Origin of the sequence: Bordetella sp. 15P40C-2, from assembly GCF_009763235.1 — a bacterium.
GTDB lineage: Bacteria > Pseudomonadota > Gammaproteobacteria > Burkholderiales > Burkholderiaceae_B > Bordetella_A.
Genome location: NZ_WSJA01000017.1, coordinates 189849 through 213338 on the forward strand (window position 1 = coordinate 189849; position 23490 = coordinate 213338).

A 23490-nucleotide genomic window follows, 5' to 3' on the forward strand; every position below is an offset into this window, starting at 1 on the left:
ATTCCCCGAGGATCAGATATTCAAAAAGTTTTGCAGCATGGCGTGCCCGTGTTCGCTCAACACCGATTCCGGATGGAACTGTACGCCGTAAATGGGCAAGGTTTTATGACGAACCCCCATGATGTCGCCATCCGGCGCGGTGGCCGTGACTTCCAGGCACTCGGGCAGTGTGGCGGGATCGATGGTCAGCGAGTTGTAGCGGATGACCGTGTAGGGGGAGGGCAGGTCTGTGAATATATCGGTGCCGGTGTGGGTGATCTGAACCGTTTTGCCGTGCATGATCTGCTGCGCGCGCACGATGCGTCCGCCATAGGCGGCGCCGATGGCCTGATGGCCCAGGCACACGCCCAGAATAGGCACTTCGCCAGCAAAGCGCTGGATGAGTGGTACTGACACGCCGGCCTCGGCCGGCGAGCACGGGCCTGGCGACACGCAGATGCGATCCGGTCGCAGCGCGGCGATTTCATCCAGCGTGATCTGGTCATTGCGGGCGACGCGGACGTCTTCGCCGAGTTCGCCGAAATACTGCACCAGGTTGTAGGTGAAGGAGTCGTAGTTATCCAACATCAAAAGCATGAGGCACCTGTAGCGGTGAGGGCGCGAAGGGTAGGCCTGGGCGCGCCGAGATTCTGAAAAGCGAGGGGGAGGCTTATCCTCGCGTGTGTGGGTCGGGTCTGATTCGGTCTGTGTCCGGAGTGGGGCATGTCGAACGCGGTTCAGTCGTATTCAACGCGCTTTCGGTATGCCTGGTTGGCCGCGCTCGGCTCAGATCGGTTCGTCCAGCCCATGTTGCACCTGTTCAGCCGCACGCAAAACCGCGCGCGCCTTGGCCTCGGTTTCGGCCCATTCGGCTTCGGGGTTCGAGTCGGCGACGATGCCGGCGGCCGCCTGCACATACAGCATGCCGTTTTTGATCACGCCGGTGCGGATGGCGATGGCGACATCCATTTCGCCGCCATAGCTCAGGTAGCCGGCCGCACCGCCATAGATGCCGCGGCGTACCGGCTCGAGCTCGTCAATGATTTCCATGGCGCGTACCTTGGGTGCGCCTGTCAGCGTGCCAGCGGGGAACGCCGCGCGCAGCACATCCATGCTGCTCATGCCGGCATGCAGGTTGCCGGTCACATTAGAGACCAGGTGCATGACGTGCGAATACCGCTCGATGGTCATGGTGTCGGTGACCTTGACCGAGGCAACTTCGGCCACGCGGCCCACGTCGTTGCGCGCCAGATCGATCAGCATGACGTGTTCGGCGATTTCCTTCGGGTCGGCCTTCAGCTCCTCGGCCAGCGCCAGATCCTGCTCGGGCGTGGCGCCGCGTTTACGCGTACCGGCCAGCGGGCGGATGGTGACTTGCGATTTGGTCACGCCCTCGTCCTGGATTTTTTCCTGACGCACCAGGATTTCGGGCGAGGAGCCGACCACCTGGAAGTCACCGAAATTCCAGAAATACATGTACGGAGACGGATTCAGCGAACGCAGCGCGCGATAGAGCGACAGCGGCGAATCGCGGAAAGGCTTGGCGATGACCTGGCCGATCTGCACCTGCATGAGGTCGCCGGCGGCGATGTATTCCTTGGCGCGATGCACGGCGGCCAGATAGTCCGTCTTGCTGAAATCGCGGCGTTCCTCGGTCAGCATGCTGGGATGGCTGTAGGGGATATCCACCGGGCGGCGCAGGCGGGCGCGCAGATCGCGCAGCCGGGTCTGCGCGCGGCTATAGGTCTCGGGTTGACGCGGATCGGCGTACACCATCAGGTAGGTGCGACCGGCGAGGTTGTCGATGATGACCAGTTCGTCCACGTGCATCAGCATGATGTCGGGGGTGCCGTCATCCATGCCCGCCGGAAACGGCTTCACGGCAGGGCCCAGGCGCGGTTCGATGTGGCGCACGGTGTCATAGCCAAAATACCCGGCCAGCCCGCCGCAGAAACGCGGCATGCCCGGAGGCAGGGCGACCTTGAAACGCGCTTGATATTGTTCGATGAACGCCAGCGGGTCGCCTTCGTGGGTTTCTGTCACGTGGCCATCGCGCAGGACCTCGGTGTGCGTGCCGCGAGCGCGAATGACGGTGTGCGAGGGCAGGCCGATGAACGAGTAGCGGCCAAAACGCTCGCCGCCCACCACGGATTCCATCAGGCAGCTCATCGCGCCATTCTGCGGACCGGCGTGGGCCAGTTTCAGATAGATGGACAGCGGCGTGTCCAGATCGGCGTAGGTCTCGGAGATCAGCGGGATTCGGTTGTACCCCTGGGCCGCCAGGGCATTGAATTCGATTTCGGTCATGTCAGGTCTCTTGGTAGGGGGTCCAGGGACCGGACAGATACAAAAAAGCCCGGTCCAAGTTGTTGGGTCCGGGCTTTGGCGCTGTTTTTACAGCTGCGGCGCTGGGAGGCTTTACGCGTCCAGGCCGGGAAGGTCTATCGCCACCCGGAAGACAAACGCCACCAACGCCACGAGGCGCTGAGCATTTGGTTCGAGAGGCGAGCAGTCATGTAATCAGGTCTGAGTCAAAAAAGCTCAATACAGGAAAGGGTGGGTGTCGTCGCGGTACTGCTGTTGCGGCTGACGCCCCGGCCTATCAGGCCTGCTGCAGCGTGGCGTTTTGTTCGGCAATCCACTCGGCTGCATGAGCAATGCTGTTTACTATAGCATCGACATCCAGAGTTTGTACATCTTGCCCTTCGTTATAGCCATAAGGCACCGCCAGCACGCGCATGCCTGCCGCGCGCGCGGCCAGGGCGTCATTGACCGAGTCGCCGATGGCGACGGTCTGCTGGGGCGTCACGCCCAGGCGCTCGCAGGCGTAGAACATTTGATCGGGGTCGGGTTTGCGTCGCACGCAGGTGTCCCCGCACACGACTTCCTGGAAAAAACCAGACAAACCCGTACGCTCCAAGAGCGGCAGGGTGAATTCGGTGGGCTTGTTCGTGACCACGGCGAGCTTCAAACCCCGCTCGCGCATGGCCTTCAATCCCTCGATGACGCCGTCAAACACGGTGGCTTTGTCGCCATTGACCAAGTGGTAATGGCGATAAAACGAGGTGCGTGCCTGTTCAAAGGCCTGCGGTTCGGGATCGGGGGCGTGCAAGGACCCTGCCAGGGCGCGGCGCACCAGATTGTCCACGCCCTTGCCGACGAAGGTTGCCACCACATCGATGTGCAGCGCGGGCATACCGAGCTCGATACGCATGGCGTTGGCCGCATGGGCCAGATCGGGGATGGAGTCCAACAGGGTTCCGTCCAGGTCGAGCAACGCGGCTTGGAAAGTGGTCATTGCAATCTCAATCGTTAAGGCTAAGGGTCGTCGGAGGGGAAAACAGGGCTTACACCGATACCGTGTCGGCGCGTCCGATTTCGCGGCGCAGATCTTGGATGACCTGGGTGTAATCCGGTTTGCCAAAAATGGCCGAACCGGCGACAAACGTGTCGGCGCCAGCCGCGCGGATTTCAGCGATATTGTCGACTTTCACGCCGCCATCGACTTCCAGCAAAATGGGCTGACCACCGGCCTGCACCCAACGGTCGATGCGGCCGCGCGCGTCGCGCAGCTTGGTCAGCGTGGAAGGAATAAAGCTCTGGCCGCCAAAGCCGGGATTGACGGACATCAACAACACCACATCGAGCAGTTCCATGACGTGATCCATGGCATCCAGCGAACTGGCCGGGTTGAACACCAGGCCGGCCTTGCAGCCGTTATCGCGGATCAGCGACAGCGTACGATGGACGTGGCGCGAGGCTTCGGGGTGAAAGGTAATGATGTTCGCGCCCGCCTTGGCGAATTGCGGAATCAGCTCATCCACCGGTTCGACCATCAGGTGCACGTCGATCGGCACCTGGACGTGCGGCCGAATGGCGGCACAGACCATCGGGCCGATGGTCAGGTTGGGCACATAGTGATTGTCCATGACATCGAAGTGGATCCAGTCGGCGCCAGCGGCGACGACATTGCGCACTTCTTCGCCCAGACGGGCAAAGTCGGCAGACAGGATGCTGGGGGCGATACGGGCTTGGGCCGGGGACGAGGCGGGCATGATGGTCGGAGTTTCCACGGGCATAATGTGCCATTATTGTAGTTTGCGCGTGTGACAGTTGCCCGTCGGGGCGGTTTGTCGCGCGGCGCGCCGCTCAACCGCCTCTGTGCTCACCGGGAAAGGCCCGTGAAACCCTACGACCTGACCGTCACCGTCACGCCCCAATTCGTGCCCGAGCAATCGGACCCCGCCGAACAGCAATACGTGTTCGCCTATACCGTGCGCATTACCAACACCGGCGAGCATCCGGCCCAGGTGATCAGCCGCCATTGGATCATCACCGATGGTCATCAGCGCGTGCAGGAAGTGCGCGGCCTGGGCGTGGTGGGCCAGCAACCGCTTCTGGCTCCCGGGGAAACCTTCGAATACACCAGCGGTTGCCCGCTGCCTACCCCGGTAGGCACCATGCGCGGCACGTATCACTGCGTGGGCGAGAATGGCATTCCCTTCGAAGTGCAGATTGCCGAGTTCATGCTCGCCATGCCACGCACCTTGCATTGACGGCGTACGTTTTTCCCTATCGATCGCTCATGAATCGTTATTTGAAATTATTGTGCCTGCCACCCCTGCTGGCGGCCCTGGCGGCGTGTACGACGCCCGCACAGTCCCCAGAGGAAACGCTGCCGGGCCAGCCCGCGCCCGTGGAGGCCAGCGATAACGCGCCGCTGGTGGTGCCAGATCTCAATGCGCTGCGCGATACGCCGGCGCGTAAACTCGCCGGCCGGTTCCAGCGGGCCAGTTGGGCGGAGATGCCGGGTTGGTCGAATGACGATCTGTCGAATTTCTGGCCCTTGTTCGTGCGTAATTGCCGAGGACTGATGCGTCAGACTTCGGGCAATCTCGCCGCACCGGCGCGCGCCACGCCCCGCGCCTGGCAGCCGGTGTGCGCGGCGGCGGCCAAGCTGGAAGGCACCCCGATGGACGCGGCGGCGGTACGGCAATTCCTGCAGACGCATTTGCAGCCCTGGCAGCTCAACGGCGCTGATAATCGGCAGGCCGCCAACACGGTGACCGGCTATTACGAACCCTTGGTGCGCGGTTCGCGCCGTCAGGGCGGGGTGTATCAGTGGCCGCTATACGGCGTGCCAGAGGATCTGCTCACGATCGACCTGGGTTCGGTCTACCCGGAGCTGGCCGGCAAGCGCGTGCGCGGCAAGCTCGTGGGCAAGCGCGTCGTGCCCTACGACACGCGCGCGAGCATCGAGGCCAGCGGCAAGCGCCCGCCCGTGGTTGCGTGGGTGGACGATCCCGTGGATAACTTCTTCCTGCAGGTGCAGGGTTCGGGTCGCGTGCTGTTGACCGATGGACCCGACGCGGGCACGACCATGCGGGTCGCGTACGCCGATCACAACGGCCAGCCGTATGTGTCCATCGGCCGCTGGCTGATCGACAAGGGCGAGCTGCGCGCCAACGAGGCATCGATGCAGAATATCCGCGCCTGGGCGCAACGCAATCCGGCGCGTGTGCGCGAGATGCTCAACGCCAACCCCGCTGTGGTGTTCTTCCGCGAGGAGGTCGTCACCGACCCGGAACTCGGGCCCAAGGGGGCATACGGTATTCCGCTGGCGGCGAAACGCTCCATCGCGGTGGATGCGAGTTTCGTGCCGCTGGGCACGCCGGTTTATCTGTCGACCACCTGGCCCTCCTCGGATCGACCGCTCCAGGGTCTGGTTTTTGCGCAAGATACCGGGGCGGCAATCAAAGGCGCCGCGCGCGCTGACCTATATTGGGGCTTTGGCGACGAGGCAGGAGCCCAGGCTGGCCGCATGAAACAACGGGGTCAGATGTGGGTGTTGTGGCCCAAGCAAGCCGGGGAGCCTACTGCGCGATGAGTACACCGATTGTTATCTGCGGGGCCGGGATTGTCGGGCTGGCCAGTGCGCTGGCGCTGGCCCGTCGCGGGCAGCACGTCACCTTGCTGGCGCCCGCGCGCACGGTGCCGCCCGCGAGCGCGGACGTTTATCACCCCCGCGTGTATGCCATCTCGCCCGCCAGCCAGCGGTTCCTGAACGAGATCGGCGTCTGGGACGCCATGCCGGCCGAGCGCATCACGCCGGTCGAGGCGATGGAAATCCACGGCGACGCGGATGGACGGGTGGAGCTCAACGCCTGGCAAGCCGCCCAGCCCCAGTTGGCCTGGATCGTCGAGTCCGGCGAAATCGAACGGGTGCTGTTGCAGGCGGTGCGCATGTTTGGCATCGCCTGGATCCAGGATCGGGCGGTCGCTTATCGCCCGGGCGCGGTGCAAACCAGCGCGGGCGACTGGATAGAAACCGAGCTCGTGGTCGCAGCGGATGGCGCGTCGTCGCCTTTGCGTACGGCTGCCGGGATTCCCCATACCTCGGTGCCTTATCACGAGACGGGTCTGGTCGTGCATTTGGAAACCGAGCGTCCCCATCAGGGCACGGCGTTTCAGTGGTTCCGCGATGATGGCGTGCTGGCCTTGCTGCCGATGCCCGATATCGCGGGCACGCATCAGGTTTCCATGGTGTGGTCGATGCGGGAAAAACAGGCTGCCGAGCTGCAGGCCTTGCCCACCGATGAACAGACCGCGCGGCTCGAACGTTGGCTACTAGAGGCCTCGCAGGGGCGCCTCGGCCGCTTGAAGGTGCGCAGCAAACTGCATGGCTTCCCGCTGACGCTCGATCAGTCGCGTATGACCGCGCCCGGCATCGCGCTGGCCGGAGACGCCGCGCATCGCGTGCACCCGCTGGCCGGCCAGGGCTTGAACCTGGGTCTGGGCGATGTCGAAGCTTTGGCCCGCGTCGTGGCCGAGCGCGAGTCATATCGGCCGGCCGGGGATGAGCGCGTGCTGCGCCGCTATCAGCGCGCGCGCGCCGAGTCCGTGCTGGCGATGCGGGTGGCCACCGATGGTCTGCACAAATTGTTCCGTGCGCCGCAGGCGCCCCTGGCATGGCTGCGTAATGTAGGCATGCGCTGGGTCGACGGCGCACCGGTGTTAAAGCGTTATTTGATCGATGGCGCCTCGCGTAACTGAGTCGTCACTAGGAGTTGTTATGCGTAAGCGCGTTATTTCTTATCTAGCACCCGTTCTTTGCGCCGTGGGGTTGACGCTGTCGGCCGGCGCCGGCGCACAGACGGCGGCCAAGCCCAAGCCCGCCGCCGCCGCTGCCGATCCGCGCGAGGCGGCCGTCGCCAAGCGTTTTGGCGAAATATTCGGCATTCAGGAAGTCGCCGGCGCGCGCCGCACGCCCTATGGTATTTACGAGGTGCAGGTCGGCTCGGACCTGGTGTACACCGATGAAGGCGTGACCTGGGTCATGGAAGGCCCGCTCATCGATGTGGCGACGCGCCGCGACATGACGCGCGAGCGACTGGAACAGCTCGGTTCCATCCCGTTCGATCAGTTTCCCTTCGAGTTGGCCGTCAAACAGGTGCGTGGCAATGGCGCGCGCAAAATGGTCGTGTTCGAAGACCCGAACTGCGGCTATTGCAAGCAACTGCACAAGACCCTGAAGGACGAGAATAACGTCACGATCTACACGTTCCTTTATCCGATTTTGTCGCAGGATTCCGTCACCAAGTCGCGCGACATCTGGTGCGCGAAAGACCGCGCACGTGTCTGGCGTGAGTGGATGGTAGAGAACACCATTCCACCCACGGCCGAATGTGATGCGCCCATCCAACAGGTCACGGCGCTGGGCCGTAAATTGATGGTGCGCGGCACGCCTGCCATATTCTTTCCGGACGGCAGCCGCCTGAATGGCGCGGCTCCCATCGCGACGATACGCAGCCATCTCGGGAAATAATCACGATCGAGGCAATAACAACAGGAGACTAGCCGTGAGCGACGACACGATTCGCATTGCAATACTCGACGATTATCACGGCGTGGCCGAACGCTACGCCGATTGGACGACTTTGGGGCCGCGGGCGCAGGTACAGACGTTTCGCGACTATCTGCCCGACAGCGCGCGCGCGGCGGCCCTGGCGCCGTTCGATGTGATCGTCGCAATGCGAGAGCGTACGCCGTTTCCGGCGGACTTGATCAATGCGTTGCCGCAGTTGCGGCTGTTGATTACGACAGGCATGCGTAATCTCGCCATCGATATGGATGCCTGCCGCGAGCGCGGCATCGTGGTCTGCGGCGCGCCTGGCAGTGCCGACGCGAACACCGCCACGGCCGAACTTGCCTGGGCGCATATTTTGGCGCTGTTCAAGAATCTGACGACCGAAGACGCCAATATGCGGCGCGGTCTGTGGCAAACCGGCATGCCCCGGCCGCTCGCCGGCAAACGCCTAGGCGTCGTGGGGCTGGGTAAGCTCGGCACCGCCGTCGCGCAAGTCGGTCGCGCATTTGGAATGACGGTGCAGGCCTGGAGCCCGAACCTGACGCCCGAGCGCGCTGCCCAAGCGGGCGTGCAATACGCGGACAAGCACACGCTGTTCGCTGATGCGGATGTGGTCAGCCTGCATCTGATCCTGAGCGAGCGTACCCGCAACGTCGTGGACGCGGCCGCGCTGGCGGCCATGAAGCCCACAGCGTTTCTGGTCAATACCTCGCGCGCGGGGCTGGTGGATCAGGAGGCGTTGTTCGACGCCCTGCGTAAAGGCCGTCTCGCTGGCGCGGGCCTGGACGTTTTTGACGAGGAACCGTTATCGGCCACGAGCCCCTGGCGTGCCCTGGATAACGTCATCCTGACGCCGCATCTGGGTTACGTCAGCGAGGAAAACTTCACCGCGTTTTATCGCAACGCGGTTCAGGCCGTGCAGGCCTGGATGTCGGGTGAGCCGAAACGCGTGTTGAACGCCGAGGCCTGATGGCCGCTGTGATGGCGTAAAAAGCGGCGTGCAAGCGGAGCGCGGATCAGCCCGGCGGATCGTCAGACCTGCCGTGCGCGGCACACCATGCGTTTAACGCCGGGTGAATACGATCTTCTGCTCCGTCATCAGCGAGCCGTCGTCGGCCCCGGTGTCATGACACCCCGCGTCGGTCTGCTGTTCCTGCGCATCATTGGTGGGATCGATCGTGTCGAACGCCGTGTCGCCATTTTCATCGGGGATGCCCGTCGGTTTGAGCCCCACGAAATCGAACAGCTCGCGGTCCATCAGGTGCGAGGGCACCACACGTGCCAGCGCATTGAACACATTCCACGACCGGCCGGGATGTTTGCGATCCCATTCCTGGATCATCCGCCCGACCTCCTGGCGCTTCAGGTTTTCCTGCGAGCCGCACAAGTTGCACGGAATGATGGGGAACTGCTTGAGTTGCGCGTAGGCAATCAGGTCGCTTTCGGGGATATACGCGAGCGGCCGGATGACGGTATGGCGGCCGTCGTCGGAGACGAGCTTGGGCGGCATGCCCTTGGTCTTGCCCCCGTAAAACAGATTCAGGAAAAACGTCGCCAGAATATCGTCGCGGTGATGACCCAGTGCGATCTTGGTCGCACCCAGTTCGTCGGCCACGCGATACAGAATGCCACGCCGCAATCGCGAGCACAGCGAACACATGGTCTTGCCCTCGGGGATGACGCGGGTCACGATCGAGTACGTATCCTGCGTCTCGATATGAAACGGCACGCCCAGCGAGGTCAAATAATTAGGCAGCACCTCGGGCGGAAAGCCAGGCTGTTTCTGATCGAGGTTCACTGCGATGATGTCGAAGGCGAACGGCGCGCGTTTACGCAAGGTCATCAGAATATCCAGCATGGCATAGGAATCCTTGCCGCCGGACAGGCAGACCATGACGCGGTCGCCTTCCTCGATCATGTTGTAGTCGCTGATCGCGCGCGTGGTCTCGCGCGCCAGGCGTTTGGTGAGTTTATTGCCTTCGTGGCGGATTTTTTCTTCCGCGCGCGTGCGGATCTTGACGGGGGTATCCATGAGGTCCTGCGTAGTCACGTCGTCGGCCTAGCGATTGATCTGTATTTCCACGCCCACGGCGGCGCAATCCGCGAACGCCATGGGTTTGCTGATGCGTAGCCGCACGCCGCGCACTTCTTCGAAGTCGCGCAACAACCGATGCGCGACACGCTCGGACAACGTTTCGATCAGGTTGACATGCGCGCGCGTGCATTCGTCGACAATCGCTTCGCGCAGGTGACGATAGTCCAGCACGCTTTGAATGTCCTGGTCGTCGACATTGCGCGTGATGTCGATATCGAATTCTGCATCAATGTGCAGCGGCTGGGTGGCCCGGCGCTCGTGCTCGAGGATGCCAATGCGGGCATCCAGGGCCAGCCCGGAGAGGAAAATGCGACGTGTAGGCATGATGTCTACCTATAGAGAGAACCAGAATTGTAAGGCGCGCGCCGCCCCTGGCTACAATTCCGCCTAAACGCCCGCGCGGCGAGAGATGGCGACATACGGAATCAGACATTTATGCAGGTCTACGACGCAGTCATTGTGGGAGGAGGTCCGGCCGGTGCCTCGTGCGCGATCTGGCTGGCGCGCCTGGGCTTGTCGCCCGTCTTGATCGAGGCCAGCGACAGGCTGGGCGGTCTGGGCAATGACAATCCCTTCGCCGATGACTGGATCGCGGTGTTGCCCGGCGTGACCGGGCAAGAGGTGGCCGCGAATATTGCCCGCAGCGTCGAGGCCGCACGGGTGCCGGTGCGTCTGGCACGGCGCGCGCGCGAGGCGTTTCGGACAGAACAGGAATTCGAGGTGGTCGTCGATTCACCCCGCGCGGGGGAGGGCGCGAGGGCGGCCGACATGGATCGCGTTCGGGGCCGCTCGCTCGTAATCGCCTCGGGCGTGCGCGCGCGAGGCTTGCCCGGACATGCGCCCGGCACGTCGTGGCCCGGGGTGTTCGTGGGTCCCGGCTCGTCCATCGTGGCGCAGGATTATCAAGGGTTGTCCGTCGCGGTCCTGGGCGGCGGGGACAACGCCTATGAAAATTTCGTCTATGTGCGCAATCGCGGCGCCAAGCGCGTGCATTTGTACGCGCGCAGTGTGCGGGCTCAGCAGCAATGGATCGCGCGTGCCGGCGTCGAAGGTGTACATGTGGGGCCGTACGAAGTCGACCCCGTGGCGCGTACCGTGGATGGCCACCGCTACGATCTTATCCTGGTGTTCTACGGCTGGGAGCCCCAGGCGGCCTTTGCCGAAGGCCTCGGCCTCGAACACGACGCACGCGGATATATCCATACCGATCCCGTGACGGCACAAACCAATGTGCCGGACGTCTACGCGATCGGCGAAGTCGCCAACCGCATGCACCCCTGTGTCGTGACATCCATGGCGGACGGGGTGGTGGCGGCCAAGGCGATTCAGCGGCGCTGGGAACGTCGCTGAATCGCCTTGTCGTGACGATTAGTACTTGCCGGACAACAACTCGCCCGCATCGGGGACGCGCGTTTCCAGGTTCAGCACTTGCAGCATGCGATACACCGTCGCGGCGGCGGCGGTCACGACCGGCAGGCCCAGGCGGTCCTGCGTGGGCTGGATCGAGGCCAGCGAAGGCATTTGCACGCAGGCCGACAGCACGACCGCGTCCACGCCATTGGTGTTCAGGCGCTTGACGTGTTCGGCCGGGGCGAGCGGATCTTGCGCGCCGACCTTCAGGTTATCGGCGATTTCCAGCGACACGGCGTCGTGTACTTCGATGCCTTCGTGCTCGATGTAGTCCACCACCAGCTTGGTCAGCGGCTTCATGTAAGGCGTCAGGATGGCGACCTTGCGCGCGCCGATGGCGTGCAAGCCTTCCACCAGCGCACCGGCGCTGGAGATCACCGGGGCCGGGCCGCCGTTGTCGACGGTGGCTTGGTGCAGGCGCTCTTGCGAGACACGGTGGTAACCCAGGCCCTGGCTCATGATGGCGACCAAGCAGGCATAGCCCAGTACGTCCACGCGAGCGTCGGACAGTTCCTGAGCGCAACGGTCGGATTCACGGTCCATGGAGGCCAGCTCGGCGGCGGTCACTTGCTTCATGCGCATGCGGCTCGAGTGGAACGTGTAGCGTTCCGGCGCGAATGCTTCGCGGCGGCGCAGCATTGCCGGGATTTCGGTTTCCATCGTGGTGTTCGAGCTAGGCACGATTTGGCCGATACGGATGTTGCGAGGTGACGTGGTCATGATAAGCCTCCAAAAAATAGGCGTGAGCGAGCCCGGCCGCCCCTGTAGGGCGGTAGTCCGAGAACGTCGGGCTCAGTAAATGGACGGGGAGAGAGCGTTATTCCGCGGTGATGCCCGCTTCTTCCACCGTGCGTTTCCAATAGGCCAGCTCTTTGTCGACCCGCGCTTGCAGGGCGTCGGGACCTTCGAAGCGGGCTTCGATGCCGGCGGCCTGGGCGTTTTTCTGCGTGGACGCTTGCTGCACGGCAGCTTCGACACTGGCGGCGAGTTTGTCGATGACCGGTTGTGGCGTGCCGGCCGGGGCGAACAGGCCGACCCAGGATTCCAATTGGTAAGCGGGCAGCCCGGCTTCGGCCGTGGTCGGCACGTCCGGCAGCATCGGGTGACGCTTGTCGGCGGTGACCGCCAGGGCGCGCAGTTTGTTGGTTTGCACGTGACCCATGACCGACGGCGGCGTGGTGATGAAGACTTGCACGTTGCCCGCCAGCACGTCCTTGATCGCCGCGCCCGAGCCACGGTAGGGCACGTGCGTCATTTTGGCGCCGGTGAGCTGCGAAAACACTTCGGTGCCTAGATGCGAAAGCGAGCCCACGCCTTGCGAGGCGTAGTTGATCTCACCCTTGGACTGCTTCACTTCCTCGATGAAGTCGGTCAGGTTGGTGGCGTTGACCGTGTCGGGGTTCACGGCGATGACGTTGCTCGACACCGTGATCAGACCCACCGGCACGAAGTCCTTGGGTGCCCAGGGAAGGTTGCTGGTCAGATTCGGGTTGCCCACGTGGTAGGCGGAGTACGACACCAGCAGGTTATAGCCGTCCGGCTTGGAGCGCGCGACCGCTTGGTAGGCGATATTGCCGCTGCCGCCATCCTTGTTTTCCACGACCACGGTTTTGCCCAGGGCCGAGGCCAACGGCTCGGCGATGATGCGCGCCGACGTGTCGACCAGACCGCCGGGCGGGTTGGGCACGACCAGCGTGACGGTGCGGGTGGGGAAATCCTCTGCGGCATGGGCGGCGAACGCCGTGGCGGCAAGCAGGGTGGTAGCGAGCAGTTTATGCATGAAAACGTCTCCGGGGGCACAGCTAATTGTGATGGGACTATTGTGCGCGCGTGCAACAATACTTTCCAATATCGTTTTTATCTCATTTGATATTTTTCGCAAATAACTGCGTGCCGTTTGCGAGGCGGTATTTGCTATTTAACTGCGGCGGGCTTTGCTTTGGAACTACGACAACTGCGCTATTTCGCTGTGCTGGCCGAGGAGCTGAATTTCACCCGGGCGGCAGCACGCCTGCACATTTCCCAGCCGCCGTTAAGCCTGCAGATCGCCCAACTCGAACGCGAACTGGATGTGCGCTTGTTCGACCGGAATAACCGCCGCGTCGTGTTGACGGAGGCCGGCGAGGCGTTTCTGAACGATGTGCGCATCACGCTTGGGCGGCTGGCCGATGCGACCTCGCGCGCCCGCGATGTGGAACAGGGTTTGGCCGGACGGATCGAAATCGGCTTGTCGGGATCGCACTTCATGGGGCCGGTGCCCGCGTTGATCGCGCGCTACAAGCAGCAGAATCCGCAGGTGTCGGTACTCTTGAACGAGATGAATCCGGCGGCCCAATTGGAAGCCCTGCGCGGCCATCGGATCGATGTGAGCATTTCGCGCAGCAAAGTGGATGATGAGCTGCTGCAGTCCATGCCCTTGTGGCCGGACCCGGTCGTGGTGGCTTTGCCCACCGCGCATCCCCTGGCCGGCCGCGCGCGTGTGGATCTGTCCGCGCTGGCGGACGACAATTTTGTAGTCTTGCGGCAGGAGACCTCGGGATTCGCGCGGCTACTGGCGCAGGCCTGTGCGCAGGCCGGGTTATTGCCGCGTGTGGTGCAGACCGTGGCCGAGGTGCCCGCGCAGCTTGCTCTCGTGCAGGCGGGCCTGGGCGTGGCCTTGGTTCCCCGTTCGACTTGCGAGCATTTTGGCGAGCGGATCGCCGTGTGCGAGCTGTCTGCCAGTGTCGGCCAGGGAATGGTGTACGCCGTAACGCGCCGCGAAGGCGGGCGCCGGGCGCTCGATCCCTTTTTGCACGCGGCTGCGGAGATGGGGCAGGAGCTGCGTCGGGATCGACGCGGGCGGCGACCGCGCAAGGCTGCCGGTCTGTCCGGCCCTGCCGTATCCGAAGGAGAGGGTGCCGGTTAAAACAGTGCCCTCTCCGAGGCGCAGGGCACCGGGTAAGAGGGGGCAGCCATGCCGCATGGATGGCACACGCCCACGAACCTATGCTCTGGCTGTCATGACGTGGTCAGCGCTTCGGACGTACCGAGCCACGCCTCGGCTGTCATTACGCAGTCCAGCACATATAACGTGCCCATCTACGCCTCGGCTGTCAGCACACAATCCAGCGCCTCGGGTGCGCCCAGTCTGACCTCGAAGGCACGCAACTCATCGCGTCGGAAAACGTGAATCGTGACGCGCGCGCCCGGGCGATATTGCGCTAGCAGTTCTTCCAGCCCACCCGGTGCGTTGACCCGCAGGCCGTCGATGGCCACCAGCACATCGCCCGCCGCCAACCCGCCTTTATGCGCGGCGCCGCCTTCGAACACAGTGGCTAGCACCAGCGCATCGCCTTGTTTGCGGGTGCGTACGTCCAGCGTCGGAATGTTGAGCGATGCTTTCCAGCTCAGCGTGATGCCTTGCGGCTCGAGTAATTCGGCCAGCGGCACGTCAGCGGTGCCATAGGCATAACGCGCAATAAAGCGACGCGTGTCCACGCCCGTGGCTTCACGTATCAACGCGGGCAGCTCGTCTTCGCTAATGCCCTGTGGGGAGCCTTGGTAGAACCTGCGGCCATATCGTTGCCACAGCAACCGCATGACATCGTCCAGCGATCGCGTGCCGCCGCTCTCACGGCGGATCAGCAGGTCGAGACCCAATGCGACCAGCGATCCCTTGGTGTAGTAGCTGACCAGCGCGTTGGGTGAATTCTCGTCCTGCTTGTAATAGCGGGTCCAAGCGTCGAACGAGCTTTCTGCGACGGATTGCTTGTGCCGGCCCGGCGCGCGCGCAACGCCACTGATGGTCTTGCCCAGCAGGCGCAAATAGTCGGGCAAGCCGATGGTGCCCGAGCGCAGCAGCATCAGGTCATCGTAGTAAGAGGTAAAGCCCTCAAACACCCACAACAAGCGCGTCAGCGCGGGTTCTTGCAGCGCGTACGGCACGAATGCCGCGGGCTTGATACGCTTGACGTTCCAGGTGTGAAAATATTCGTGGCTCACCAACCCCAGAAAGGTGCGATACCCCTCGCCCTGACCGGTCTGCCCGATGACCGGCAGATCCTTGCGCGAGGCCATGAGCGCGGTGCTGGCGCGATGCTCCAAGCCGCCATAGCCATCGCCCACCACCATGGTCATGAAGACATAGCGGTCGCTGCTGTCGAGAAACGGCGCGCGCTTGCTGCGCGGTTCGAACAACGCGATTTGTGCTTCGCAAATGCGCCGCGTGTCTTCGACGATGCGATCCAGATCCAGATTGGGGATGACGCCGGTGAACACCATTTCGTGTTCGGCCCCATGCGCGGTAAAGCGGGCGACTTGCGGCGTGCCCATTTCCACGGGGTGATCGATCAGCGCGTCATAGTCCGGCGCCAGATACAGGCCAAAACCATGCCGGCGAGCCGCGCCGCGATAGCCGCGCGCTTCGGGCAGACTGGTGTACACCTTCCAGCCGTCGATGCCGCGCGGCGGCGCGAGATCGACCAGACAGGGCGCATTGTCCTGGCCCTCAACCCGTAGAAAGACACTCGTGCCGTTGAAAAAACCGTGGGTTTCATCCAGATGCGCGCCGCGCACGGACAGATCCCAGGCATACACCACGTATTCCACCTGCAGCGGCCCGGCGCAGGGCGCAACTTGCCAGGTATGGTTGTCCGTCTTGGCCACGCGCACGGGGCGACCGCCGGACCTGGCCGACAAGGTCTCTATTTGGCGCGAAAAATCGCGGATCAAATAGCTGCCTGGTATCCAGGCGGGAAGACTCAGTCGTTGACCTTCCGGATCCGGCTGCGTGACGGTCAGCGATATCCGGAACCGATGTCCGGCGGGGTCATGGGGTTCGAGGCGGTAAATTACGGATGTGTCCATTGCGTTATCTTACTTGTCTACGCTTAATTGTTCAGGAGACCGTGCATGAGCGAACCCTTAGTGTTGGTCGAGACCCGGGGCCGGGTCGGTTTGTTGACCTTGAATCGTCCCAAGGCCCTTAACGCGCTCAACGATGCGCTGATGGATGAGCTCGGCGCGGCATTACTCGCGTTCGACGCCAATGAAGACATCGGCGCCATCGTGATTACGGGCAGCGAAAAAGCCTTTGCCGCGGGGGCGGATATCGGCGCGATGAAAGACTGGTCCTACATGGACGTCTACAACAGCGAGTACATCACGCGCAATTGGGAAACCCTCAAGCGCGTACGCAAGCCCGTCATCGCCGCGGTGGCCGGTTACGCCCTGGGCGGCGGCTGCGAGCTGGCCATGATGTGCGACATGCTGATCGCCGCGGACTCGGCCAAATTCGGACAGCCGGAAATCAAGCTCGGCGTGATCCCCGGCGCGGGCGGCACCCAGCGCTTGCCGCGCGCGGTCGGAAAAGCCAAAGCTATGGATCTGGTGCTGACGGGCCGCATGATGGGCGCCGAGGAAGCCGAGCGCGCCGGGCTAGTCTCGCGCATTGTGCCGGCCGACAAGCTGCTGGACGAAGCCATCGAGGCCGCCACCGTCATTGCATCGATGTCCTTGCCGTCGGTGATGATGGCCAAGGAATGCGTCAATCGCGCCTATGAGTCCACGTTGAGCGAAGGCATGCTGTACGAACGCCGCCTGTTTCATTCCTTGTTTGCCACCGAGGACCAGAAGGAAGGCATGGCGGCCTTCGTGGAAAAGCGCAAGCCCGCGTTTACACACCGTTAGACCTGAATAAGGGGCGTATAGCCCTGTAACCTTTGCTTTACCCGGCGGTTTTATTCCGGGCCTATGCTGTCAGGGCGTGATAGTCAGAGGCCGTCCCCGTCGCGGGGATGGCCGGCTCGTCTTTTCAAACATGAACAAGGAGCCTTTCCATGCCCTACTGCATTGCTCACCGCCGAGAGTGGCCGAAGGCTATCCTCGCCGGCGCCATCAGCGCCGGTTTTGCTTGCGCCGCATGGGCGCAGGCGCCGCAACCTTCGATGCGTCTGGTTTCCCAAACGCCCACGGCCGCCGTCAGTCCCTCGGTCACCGCCGATGAATTGCAAGATATCGCGGTCGACGCCTATCTGTATGCCTACCCGATGGTCTTGATGGAGGCCACGCGCCGTGCCTCGACCCAGGTGCAGACATCACTGGCCGGGCGCGCGCCCATGAATCAGTTCGGTCACCGCACCGCTTTCCCCGAGCCCGGCGCGACGGATGTGGGCTGGCCTAGCGCCGATATGCTGTATTCCAGCCTCTGGTATGACGTGAGCCGTCAACCGCTGCTCATCCGTGTGCCGGCCTCGGGCGGGCGGTATTACTCGATTTCGCTCCTAGATATGTGGTCCGATGAGTTTGCCTCGCGCGGCAGCCGGGTCACGGGGGATGGGGAACAGCAGTTCTTGCTCGTTGGTCCGCACTGGCACGGACCCGCGCCGTCGGGCACGCCCGTGGTCCGCAGTCCGACGGGCATGGGCTGGTTGCTCGCGCGTATTCAAACGGGCGGGCCCAATGAATACGGGGCCGTGAATCAATTCCAGGCCGCGATGAGCGCGACGCCCTACGCGGTGTCGCCGCCGACGCCCGCACCGCTGCCCATGTCGCCGCAGCGCGCCGGCGCCGCGAAGCCGCCTACATGGCAAAACGACGGTGCCTACGGCGGTGCATCCGCCTGGAGGCCACCGGCTGCGGGGTTTGCGCAACCGTCGGCGGTTACCTGGGATCTCGCGGGAACGCCCGCGGAACAGGTCGCCAATATGTCCGCCGCCACATTCTTTACGCTGTTCAATGAATTGCTGCGCACGAATCCGCCGCATGCGAACGACAATACGATCCTGACGCGCATGCATCGCATCGGCTTGATCGGTCCTCAGCCGTTCTCCTATGACCGGCTTGATCCAGCGGTCAAGCAAGCGTTGGAAGAGGCGCGTCCCTTGGCCGGTCGCCGGATCGCCGACACCGTGACCCATCTGGGTACGCCGGCTAACGGCTGGAATACGGTGCGCACCGGTATTGGCAGCTATGGCACGGACTACGCACGCCGTGCGGCCGTGGCCTATGCCGGCCTGGGCGCCACCACGCCGGATGAAGCGCTGTATCCGGTGACCGCGGTGGACGACAGGGGTAGGCCGCTGGTCAGCAACGAAGACTACGTCCTGCATTTCGACAAAGCCCAGCTGCCCCCGGTCAACGGCTCTTGGTCGCTGACGGTCTATAACCAGAACAATGCCTGGTCGCCGAATAACAGCGGCCGCTACACATTGCGCAGCACCGACCCGTTGAAATACAACGCGGACGGCTCGCTCGACATTTATCTTTCTCGCAACGACCCCGGCACGCAAAAGCGGGCGAATTGGTTGCAGACCCCGCAAGAAGGGCCATTCACCCTCAACATGCGTCTTTACTCTCCAAAAGACCTCGCTCTCGATGGTGGCTGGGCGCCTCCGCCCGTACGGCGCGATTAACCCCATTCTCGACGTGGTCTTAGCGCTCGGGACGCAACAGCAAGCTGCTGTTGCGTCCCTTTCACGCACCTGAAAATTCCTCTGTTTTGATTTGCTCGCGTAGGTAAAAACCCGCTATACTTTACGGGTTTGACGCTTGCGGGATAACACGTGTGGTGTACCCACCGCGCACGTCTTTATCGCGCAGGAGCGGGGAAATCTGATGCAGCAGGGCCAGCAGGTTGAAACACCTTTGGCATTGACCGATGCCGATCGCGCGGCATTGAATGCTCAGGCTTGCCGAGGGCTCCTGCGGGTAATGGCCGCGCAGGGAGCCATGGGACTCGCGGCAGCGGCAATTGCGGGGATCATTGCAGGGGCGTCGGCTGGCTGGTCAGCATTGGCGGGGGCAGGGGCGTATTTCGTACCCAACGCATTATTTGCGTTGCGTCTGCTCGTGAACGTGCTGAAAGCGGGTCGGGCTAGTCCTGTTACGTTTCTCTTTGGTGAAGTAGTCAAGTTGCTCATGACGGCCTTGCTGTTAGGGTTACTGGCGCGCCTGGCGCATGACTGGCTGGTTTGGCCGGCCGTGTTGTTCGGTCTGGTACTCACCCTCAAGGGCTATCTTCTGCTGTTGATGTTCCGCAAGTTGTCGTAGTTGCTTAGAAATCATGCAAACGATCGGTTCGCAAGGGCCGGTCACACAGCAAACAGGGTAGGGATCAAATGGCAGCCGCCAGCGACGTATCGCCTCAGTCCGCGTACATTCAGCACCATCTGGTGCATCTGAACAATATTGGCGAAAAGCAATCTGTCATTGCTCAGTTCGACGTCATTAACTATGACTCGATATTCTGGTCGCTTTTGATGGGTTTGATCGCCGTGCTGTTCCTCTGGGCAGCGGCGCGCCGCGCGTCCTCGGGCGTGCCGGGTCGTTTGCAGGCCTTTGTGGAAATGCTGGTCGATATGGTCGACGAGCAGGCCAAGGGCATCGTGCACAACGCCAAGAGCCGTCTGTTCATCGCCCCGCTGGCACTGACCGTGTTCGTCTGGATCATCCTGATGAACGTGCTCGACCTGATCCCGGTCGACCTGTTGCCCTCGATCTTCCGCTGGACCGGTCTGGGTGCCGACCATCACGATCCGCTCTACTACCACCGTATTCTGCCGACCGCTGACCTGAACGTGCCGATGGGCATGTCGCTGGGCGTGCTGCTCCTGATGCTCTACTACGGCATCAAGATCAAGCATCCGGGCGGTTTCGTTAAAGAACTCTTCTCGGCTCCGTTCCATGCCCATGGCATCGGTGCCGTGCTGCTGGCGCCTGCCAACCTGCTGCTCAACATCATCGAATACGCCGCCAAGTCGGTTTCGCTGGGCATGCGGTTGTTTGGCAACATGTTCGCCGGCGAACTCGTGTTCATGCTCATCGCTCTGCTGGGCGGTGCCTGGACGGGCCTGAATGCCGCCAGCGTCGGTTTCGGGATTGGCCATGTTTTAGCCGGTTCGGTGTGGGCCATCTTCCACATCCTGATCGTGCTCTTGCAGGCTTTCATCTTCATGATGCTGACGCTGGTTTACCTCGGTCAGGCTCACGAAGGGCATTGACCCCTTTTCCCGGCGCGGTCCATCCGGGTCGTGTCGGGGCGCAAGGTTTTCTTGCATTCCTAGCAGTATCCGTTTTCTTAATTAATTGACTTCAGATTTCTAACCAAGGAGTTGTCATGACCAACGTCGCTTTCGTTGCTCTCGCTTGCGGTCTCATCATCGGTCTGGGCGCTATCGGCGCATGTATCGGTATCGCATTGATGGGCGGCAAGTATCTGGAAGCTTCGGCTCGTCAGCCCGAACTGATGAACGCGCTGCAAACCAAGATGTTCCTGCTGGCCGGTCTGATCGACGCGGCGTTCCTGATCGGTGTGGGTATCGCCATGCTGTTCGCTTTCGCCAACCCGTTCGTCGGCTAAGCCCTACGGATCATGGCAACGCCCGCCGCTTGTTCAGTGGCGGGCATGACGCCGACAATAGCGGAATCCTCCGCTGCAAGTCGGCAAAGTATCGAGTGCTCCGCGTCGCCATTAGTGCGCCCGGGGCCGTAAGGTGTTAAAGGAACGACCGTGAATCTGAACGCGACGATCTTTTTCCAGATGCTCGTGTTCTTCGTTCTGGGTTGGTTCACGATGAAATTCGTGTGGCCCCCCCTGACGAAGGCGATGGACGAGCGCCGCCAAAAAATCGCCGACGGCCTAGCCGCCGCCGAGAAGGGTAAGGCCGATTTGGCCCAAGCCCAAGCGCGCGTCAGTCTGATCGAGGCCTCTGCCAAATCCGAAACCCACGCTCGCATTCTCGAGGCCGAAAAGCAAGCCGCCTCGCTGATCGAGCAAGCTCGCCGTGAAGCCGAAGCTGAACGTGCTCGCATCATCGCCCAAGCCGCGCAAGATGCCGCACAGGAAGTTCAACGTGCTCGCGATGCGCTGCGCGACGACGTCGCGGCGCTGGCGGTCAAGGGTGCCGAACAGATCCTCAAGCGCGAGGTTGACGCCCGCGCACACGCCGAGCTGCTGACCCAGCTCAAGGCGCAGCTTTAATCCGGGAACGCCATGGCTGAACTTTCCACTGTCGCCCGGCCCTACGCCGAAGCGCTATTCAGCGCGGCGCGCGACGACAAGGCCGGCCTGCCGGCTTGGGCCGATCTGATCGGCGAGCTGGCCCAGGTGGCCGACAACGCCGACGTGCGCGAAGCAATGTCCGATCCCCGATTGGCAGATGCACAGCGTGTCGAGTTGTTCGCCGGCCTGATCAAATCGCCGTTGCCCCAGCAGATGCGTAACTTCATCGAGCTGCTGGTGGCTAACGACCGGCTGCTGTTGCTGCCCATCATCGCCAAACAATTCGTCGCGCTGAAAAACCGCCACGAAGGCACGGCGCAGGCGGAAATCACCAGCGCGTTCGAACTCAGCGACGCTCAGGTCAAAGAACTGGTCGATGCGCTCGAGGCCAAGTTCGGTCTCAAGCTCAATCCCAGCGTCTCCGTTGACAAGTCGCTCATCGGCGGCGTGCGGGTGGCGGTCGGTGACCAGGTGCTCGATACTTCCGTACAAGCCCAATTGGCCCGCTTGCGGGATACGCTGGCCGCTTGACGCGCGCTCGGCCAGATAAACAGGATTCCAGGAGTCAATATGCAACTCAATCCCTCCGAGATCAGCGAACTGCTCAAGAGCCGCATCGAGGGCCTGGGCGCTTCGGCTGACATTCGTACCCAGGGCACGGTCGTGTCCGTGACCGACGGTATTACCCGTATTCACGGTCTGTCCGACGTGATGCAGGGCGAAATGCTCGAGTTTCCCAACAACGTCTTCGGCGTGGCGCTCAACCTCGAGCGCGATTCCGTCGGTGCCGTTATTCTGGGTGACTACACCGGTGTGTCCGAAGGCGATCAGGTCAAGACGACCGGCCGCATTCTCGAAGTCCCCGTCGGCCCCGAACTGAAAGGCCGCGTGGTCAACACGCTGGGTCTGCCGATCGACGGCAAAGGCCCGATCAACACCAAAGAAAGCGACATCATCGAGAAAGTGGCTCCCGGCGTTATCGCCCGCCGCTCGGTGTCGCAACCGCTGCAAACCGGTATCAAGGCTATCGATTCGATGGTGCCGATCGGCCGTGGCCAGCGCGAGCTGATCATTGGCGACCGTCAGACCGGTAAGACCGCTGTTGCCGTCGACACGATCATCAGCCAAAAGGGCAAGGGCGTTACCTGCGTGTACGTCGCCATTGGCCAGAAGGCATCGACCATCAACAACGTGGTGCGCAAGCTCGAAGAGCACGGCGCCATGGAATACACCATCGTCGTGGCGGCTTCCGCCTCCGACTCGGCCGCCATGCAATACCTGGCTGCCTACGCCGGCTGCACGATGGGCGAATACTTCCGCGACCGCGGCGAAGACGCGCTGATCGTTTATGACGATCTGACCAAGCAAGCCTGGGCCTATCGTCAGGTCTCGCTGCTGCTGCGTCGTCCTCCCGGCCGTGAAGCTTACCCCGGTGACGTGTTCTATCTGCACTCGCGTCTGCTCGAGCGTGCCGCTCGCGTGAACGAAGAGTACGTCGAGAAGTTCACCAACGGCGCCGTCAAGGGCAAGACCGGCTCGCTAACCGCGCTGCCGATCATCGAAACCCAGGCTGGTGACGTGTCGGCTTTCGTTCCGACCAACGTGATCTCGATTACCGACGGTCAGATCTTCCTGGAAACCGACCTGTTCAACGCTGGTGTGCGTCCCGCTATCAACGCCGGTATTTCGGTGTCGCGTGTGGGTGGTGCCGCTCAGACCAAGGTCGTCAAGAAGCTCTCCGGCGGTATCCGTACCGACTTGGCGCAGTACCGTGAACTGGCCGCTTTCGCTCAGTTCGCCTCGGACCTGGATGACGCAACCCGTCGCCAGCTCGAGCGCGGCAAGCGCGTGGTCGAACTGCTCAAGCAGCCGCAATACCAGCCGCTGCAAGTGTGGGAATTGGCCGTCACGCTGTACACCGTCAACAACGGCTATCTGGACGATGTGGACGTCACGCGCGTTCTGGCATTTGAAAAGTCCTTCAAGGACCAGCTCAAAGCCAAGCACGCCGGCCTGATCCAGCGCATTGAAGACACCAAAGAACTGTCCAAGGACGACGAGGCCGAATTGGCCGCCGCTCTCCAGGATTTCAAGAAGCACGGTGCTTTTTAAGGCAATGTCTGGCGTAGTGGCGGACCCCGTGTCCGCCCTACGGTAGGG

At 62.5% G+C, this 23490-nt stretch carries 24 protein-coding genes; 15 read left to right on the top strand and 9 right to left on the bottom strand.

The features are described from left to right. Positions 1–12: 12 nt before the first annotated feature. From GOQ25_RS07985 to rpe, 4 genes are all read right to left on the bottom strand, one after another. Entirely contained in the window at positions 13–576 is a 564-nt protein-coding gene (locus GOQ25_RS07985) for an aminodeoxychorismate/anthranilate synthase component II (RefSeq protein WP_160349933.1), read from the bottom strand. A gap of 189 nt (positions 577–765) precedes the next feature. After that, on the bottom strand, positions 766–2286 hold the full coding sequence (gene trpE, locus GOQ25_RS07990; RefSeq protein ID WP_160349934.1) for an anthranilate synthase component I: 1521 nt from the start codon (positions 2284–2286) through the stop codon (positions 766–768). 295 nt (positions 2287–2581) lie between these two features. Further along, a complete protein-coding gene (locus GOQ25_RS07995) occupies positions 2582–3277 on the bottom strand; it encodes a phosphoglycolate phosphatase (RefSeq protein WP_160349935.1) in 696 nt (231 codons plus the stop codon). Positions 3278–3326: 49 nt separating this feature from the next. Further along, entirely contained in the window at positions 3327–4058 is a 732-nt protein-coding gene (gene rpe / locus GOQ25_RS08000) for a ribulose-phosphate 3-epimerase (protein WP_160349936.1), read from the bottom strand. Between the two features lie 102 nt (positions 4059–4160). On the opposite strand from rpe, the gene apaG reads away from it, so the two are divergent. Genes apaG through GOQ25_RS08025 form a run of 5 tightly spaced genes read left to right on the top strand, consistent with a single transcriptional unit; the run spans position 4161 to position 8816 of the window. Then, entirely contained in the window at positions 4161–4535 is a 375-nt protein-coding gene (gene apaG / locus GOQ25_RS08005; RefSeq protein WP_160349937.1) for a Co2+/Mg2+ efflux protein ApaG, read from the top strand. Between the two features lie 29 nt (positions 4536–4564). Then, positions 4565–5866: a murein transglycosylase A gene (locus GOQ25_RS08010; protein ID WP_160349938.1), complete on the top strand. Its 1302-nt coding sequence runs from the start codon at positions 4565–4567 to the stop codon at positions 5864–5866. After that, entirely contained in the window at positions 5863–7032 is a 1170-nt protein-coding gene (locus GOQ25_RS08015) for a UbiH/UbiF family hydroxylase (RefSeq protein ID WP_160349939.1), read from the top strand. The genes GOQ25_RS08010 and GOQ25_RS08015 overlap by 4 nt, the downstream gene beginning before the upstream one ends. Before the next feature lie 19 nt (positions 7033–7051). Continuing rightward, positions 7052–7804 (top strand): DsbC family protein, encoded by a 753-nt coding sequence (locus GOQ25_RS08020; protein ID WP_160349940.1) that lies wholly within the window; start codon positions 7052–7054, stop codon positions 7802–7804. Positions 7805–7853: 49 nt separating this feature from the next. Continuing rightward, a complete protein-coding gene (locus tag GOQ25_RS08025) occupies positions 7854–8816 on the top strand; it encodes a D-2-hydroxyacid dehydrogenase family protein (protein ID WP_160349982.1) in 963 nt (320 codons plus the stop codon). 93 nt (positions 8817–8909) lie between these two features. Here the strand turns inward: GOQ25_RS08025 and ttcA are convergent, their stop codons facing one another. Together ttcA and folB are read right to left on the bottom strand one after the other, a co-directional pair. Further along, complete coding sequence (ttcA, locus tag GOQ25_RS08030; protein WP_160349941.1) at positions 8910–9878, bottom strand: tRNA 2-thiocytidine(32) synthetase TtcA; 969 nt, start codon at positions 9876–9878, stop codon at positions 8910–8912. A gap of 27 nt (positions 9879–9905) precedes the next feature. Beyond that, on the bottom strand, positions 9906–10265 hold the full coding sequence (gene folB, locus GOQ25_RS08035; RefSeq protein WP_160349942.1) for a dihydroneopterin aldolase: 360 nt from the start codon (positions 10263–10265) through the stop codon (positions 9906–9908). 111 nt (positions 10266–10376) lie between these two features. Here folB and GOQ25_RS08040 point away from each other — a divergent pair, with 111 nt between their 5' ends. Further along, positions 10377–11291: an NAD(P)/FAD-dependent oxidoreductase gene (locus tag GOQ25_RS08040; protein ID WP_160349943.1), complete on the top strand. Its 915-nt coding sequence runs from the start codon at positions 10377–10379 to the stop codon at positions 11289–11291. 18 nt (positions 11292–11309) lie between these two features. Here GOQ25_RS08040 and GOQ25_RS08045 read toward each other — a convergent pair whose 3' ends face one another. Beyond that, a complete protein-coding gene (locus GOQ25_RS08045; RefSeq protein WP_160349944.1) occupies positions 11310–12071 on the bottom strand; it encodes an Asp/Glu racemase in 762 nt (253 codons plus the stop codon). Positions 12072–12168: 97 nt separating this feature from the next. Continuing rightward, positions 12169–13131: a tripartite tricarboxylate transporter substrate binding protein gene (locus tag GOQ25_RS08050; protein WP_160349945.1), complete on the bottom strand. Its 963-nt coding sequence runs from the start codon at positions 13129–13131 to the stop codon at positions 12169–12171. A gap of 159 nt (positions 13132–13290) precedes the next feature. Here GOQ25_RS08050 and GOQ25_RS08055 point away from each other — a divergent pair, with 159 nt between their 5' ends. Further along, positions 13291–14256 carry a LysR substrate-binding domain-containing protein gene (locus GOQ25_RS08055; RefSeq protein WP_160349946.1) on the top strand — a complete coding sequence of 322 codons (966 nt, stop codon included), beginning with the start codon at positions 13291–13293 and terminating at the stop codon, positions 14254–14256. A gap of 173 nt (positions 14257–14429) precedes the next feature. Here the strand turns inward: GOQ25_RS08055 and GOQ25_RS08060 are convergent, their stop codons facing one another. Continuing rightward, positions 14430–16196, bottom strand: a complete 1767-nt coding sequence (locus GOQ25_RS08060; RefSeq protein WP_160349947.1) for a M61 family metallopeptidase — start codon at positions 16194–16196, stop codon at positions 14430–14432. Between the two features lie 45 nt (positions 16197–16241). On the opposite strand from GOQ25_RS08060, the gene GOQ25_RS08065 reads away from it, so the two are divergent. The 8 genes from GOQ25_RS08065 (at position 16242) to atpA (ending at position 23442) form a co-directional block, all read left to right on the top strand. Next, a complete protein-coding gene (locus GOQ25_RS08065) occupies positions 16242–17018 on the top strand; it encodes an enoyl-CoA hydratase (RefSeq protein ID WP_160349948.1) in 777 nt (258 codons plus the stop codon). A gap of 149 nt (positions 17019–17167) precedes the next feature. Then, the gene (locus tag GOQ25_RS08070) at positions 17168–18742 is read left to right on the top strand and encodes a DUF1254 domain-containing protein (RefSeq protein WP_160349949.1); all 1575 of its coding nucleotides are present in this window, start codon (positions 17168–17170) and stop codon (positions 18740–18742) included. A gap of 202 nt (positions 18743–18944) precedes the next feature. Continuing rightward, a complete protein-coding gene (locus GOQ25_RS08075) occupies positions 18945–19379 on the top strand; it encodes an ATP synthase subunit I (protein ID WP_160349950.1) in 435 nt (144 codons plus the stop codon). A gap of 68 nt (positions 19380–19447) precedes the next feature. Continuing rightward, on the top strand, positions 19448–20329 hold the full coding sequence (gene atpB, locus GOQ25_RS08080; RefSeq protein ID WP_160349951.1) for a F0F1 ATP synthase subunit A: 882 nt from the start codon (positions 19448–19450) through the stop codon (positions 20327–20329). 116 nt (positions 20330–20445) lie between these two features. Continuing rightward, on the top strand, positions 20446–20688 hold the full coding sequence (atpE, locus tag GOQ25_RS08085; RefSeq protein ID WP_003815363.1) for a F0F1 ATP synthase subunit C: 243 nt from the start codon (positions 20446–20448) through the stop codon (positions 20686–20688). A 150-nt stretch (positions 20689–20838) separates the two neighbouring features. Continuing rightward, positions 20839–21309: a F0F1 ATP synthase subunit B gene (locus tag GOQ25_RS08090; RefSeq protein WP_160349952.1), complete on the top strand. Its 471-nt coding sequence runs from the start codon at positions 20839–20841 to the stop codon at positions 21307–21309. 12 nt (positions 21310–21321) lie between these two features. Then, a complete protein-coding gene (locus GOQ25_RS08095) occupies positions 21322–21861 on the top strand; it encodes a F0F1 ATP synthase subunit delta (RefSeq protein ID WP_160349953.1) in 540 nt (179 codons plus the stop codon). Between the two features lie 39 nt (positions 21862–21900). Continuing rightward, entirely contained in the window at positions 21901–23442 is a 1542-nt protein-coding gene (gene atpA / locus GOQ25_RS08100) for a F0F1 ATP synthase subunit alpha (RefSeq protein ID WP_160349954.1), read from the top strand. Positions 23443–23490: the final 48 nt, after the last annotated feature.

Excerpts from the sequence above, each read along its gene's own strand:
- GOQ25_RS07985 (WP_160349933.1), bottom strand. The coding sequence starts at position 576 with ATGCTTTTGATGTTGGATAACTACGACTCCTTCACCTACAACCTGGTG.
- trpE (WP_160349934.1), bottom strand. The coding sequence starts at position 2,286 with ATGACCGAAATCGAATTCAATGCCCTGGCGGCCCAGGGGTACAACCGA.
- GOQ25_RS07995 (WP_160349935.1), bottom strand. The coding sequence starts at position 3,277 with ATGACCACTTTCCAAGCCGCGTTGCTCGACCTGGACGGAACCCTGTTG.
- rpe (WP_160349936.1), bottom strand. The coding sequence starts at position 4,058 with ATGCCCGTGGAAACTCCGACCATCATGCCCGCCTCGTCCCCGGCCCAA.
- GOQ25_RS08010 (WP_160349938.1), top strand. The coding sequence starts at position 4,565 with ATGAATCGTTATTTGAAATTATTGTGCCTGCCACCCCTGCTGGCGGCC.
- GOQ25_RS08015 (WP_160349939.1), top strand. The coding sequence starts at position 5,863 with ATGAGTACACCGATTGTTATCTGCGGGGCCGGGATTGTCGGGCTGGCC.
- GOQ25_RS08020 (WP_160349940.1), top strand. The coding sequence starts at position 7,052 with ATGCGTAAGCGCGTTATTTCTTATCTAGCACCCGTTCTTTGCGCCGTG.
- ttcA (WP_160349941.1), bottom strand. The coding sequence starts at position 9,878 with ATGGATACCCCCGTCAAGATCCGCACGCGCGCGGAAGAAAAAATCCGC.
- folB (WP_160349942.1), bottom strand. The coding sequence starts at position 10,265 with ATGCCTACACGTCGCATTTTCCTCTCCGGGCTGGCCCTGGATGCCCGC.
- GOQ25_RS08040 (WP_160349943.1), top strand. The coding sequence starts at position 10,377 with ATGCAGGTCTACGACGCAGTCATTGTGGGAGGAGGTCCGGCCGGTGCC.
- GOQ25_RS08045 (WP_160349944.1), bottom strand. The coding sequence starts at position 12,071 with ATGACCACGTCACCTCGCAACATCCGTATCGGCCAAATCGTGCCTAGC.
- GOQ25_RS08050 (WP_160349945.1), bottom strand. The coding sequence starts at position 13,131 with ATGCATAAACTGCTCGCTACCACCCTGCTTGCCGCCACGGCGTTCGCC.
- GOQ25_RS08060 (WP_160349947.1), bottom strand. The coding sequence starts at position 16,196 with ATGGACACATCCGTAATTTACCGCCTCGAACCCCATGACCCCGCCGGA.
- GOQ25_RS08065 (WP_160349948.1), top strand. The coding sequence starts at position 16,242 with ATGAGCGAACCCTTAGTGTTGGTCGAGACCCGGGGCCGGGTCGGTTTG.
- GOQ25_RS08070 (WP_160349949.1), top strand. The coding sequence starts at position 17,168 with ATGCCCTACTGCATTGCTCACCGCCGAGAGTGGCCGAAGGCTATCCTC.
- GOQ25_RS08075 (WP_160349950.1), top strand. The coding sequence starts at position 18,945 with ATGCAGCAGGGCCAGCAGGTTGAAACACCTTTGGCATTGACCGATGCC.
- atpB (WP_160349951.1), top strand. The coding sequence starts at position 19,448 with ATGGCAGCCGCCAGCGACGTATCGCCTCAGTCCGCGTACATTCAGCAC.
- atpE (WP_003815363.1), top strand. The coding sequence starts at position 20,446 with ATGACCAACGTCGCTTTCGTTGCTCTCGCTTGCGGTCTCATCATCGGT.
- GOQ25_RS08095 (WP_160349953.1), top strand. The coding sequence starts at position 21,322 with ATGGCTGAACTTTCCACTGTCGCCCGGCCCTACGCCGAAGCGCTATTC.
- atpA (WP_160349954.1), top strand. The coding sequence starts at position 21,901 with ATGCAACTCAATCCCTCCGAGATCAGCGAACTGCTCAAGAGCCGCATC.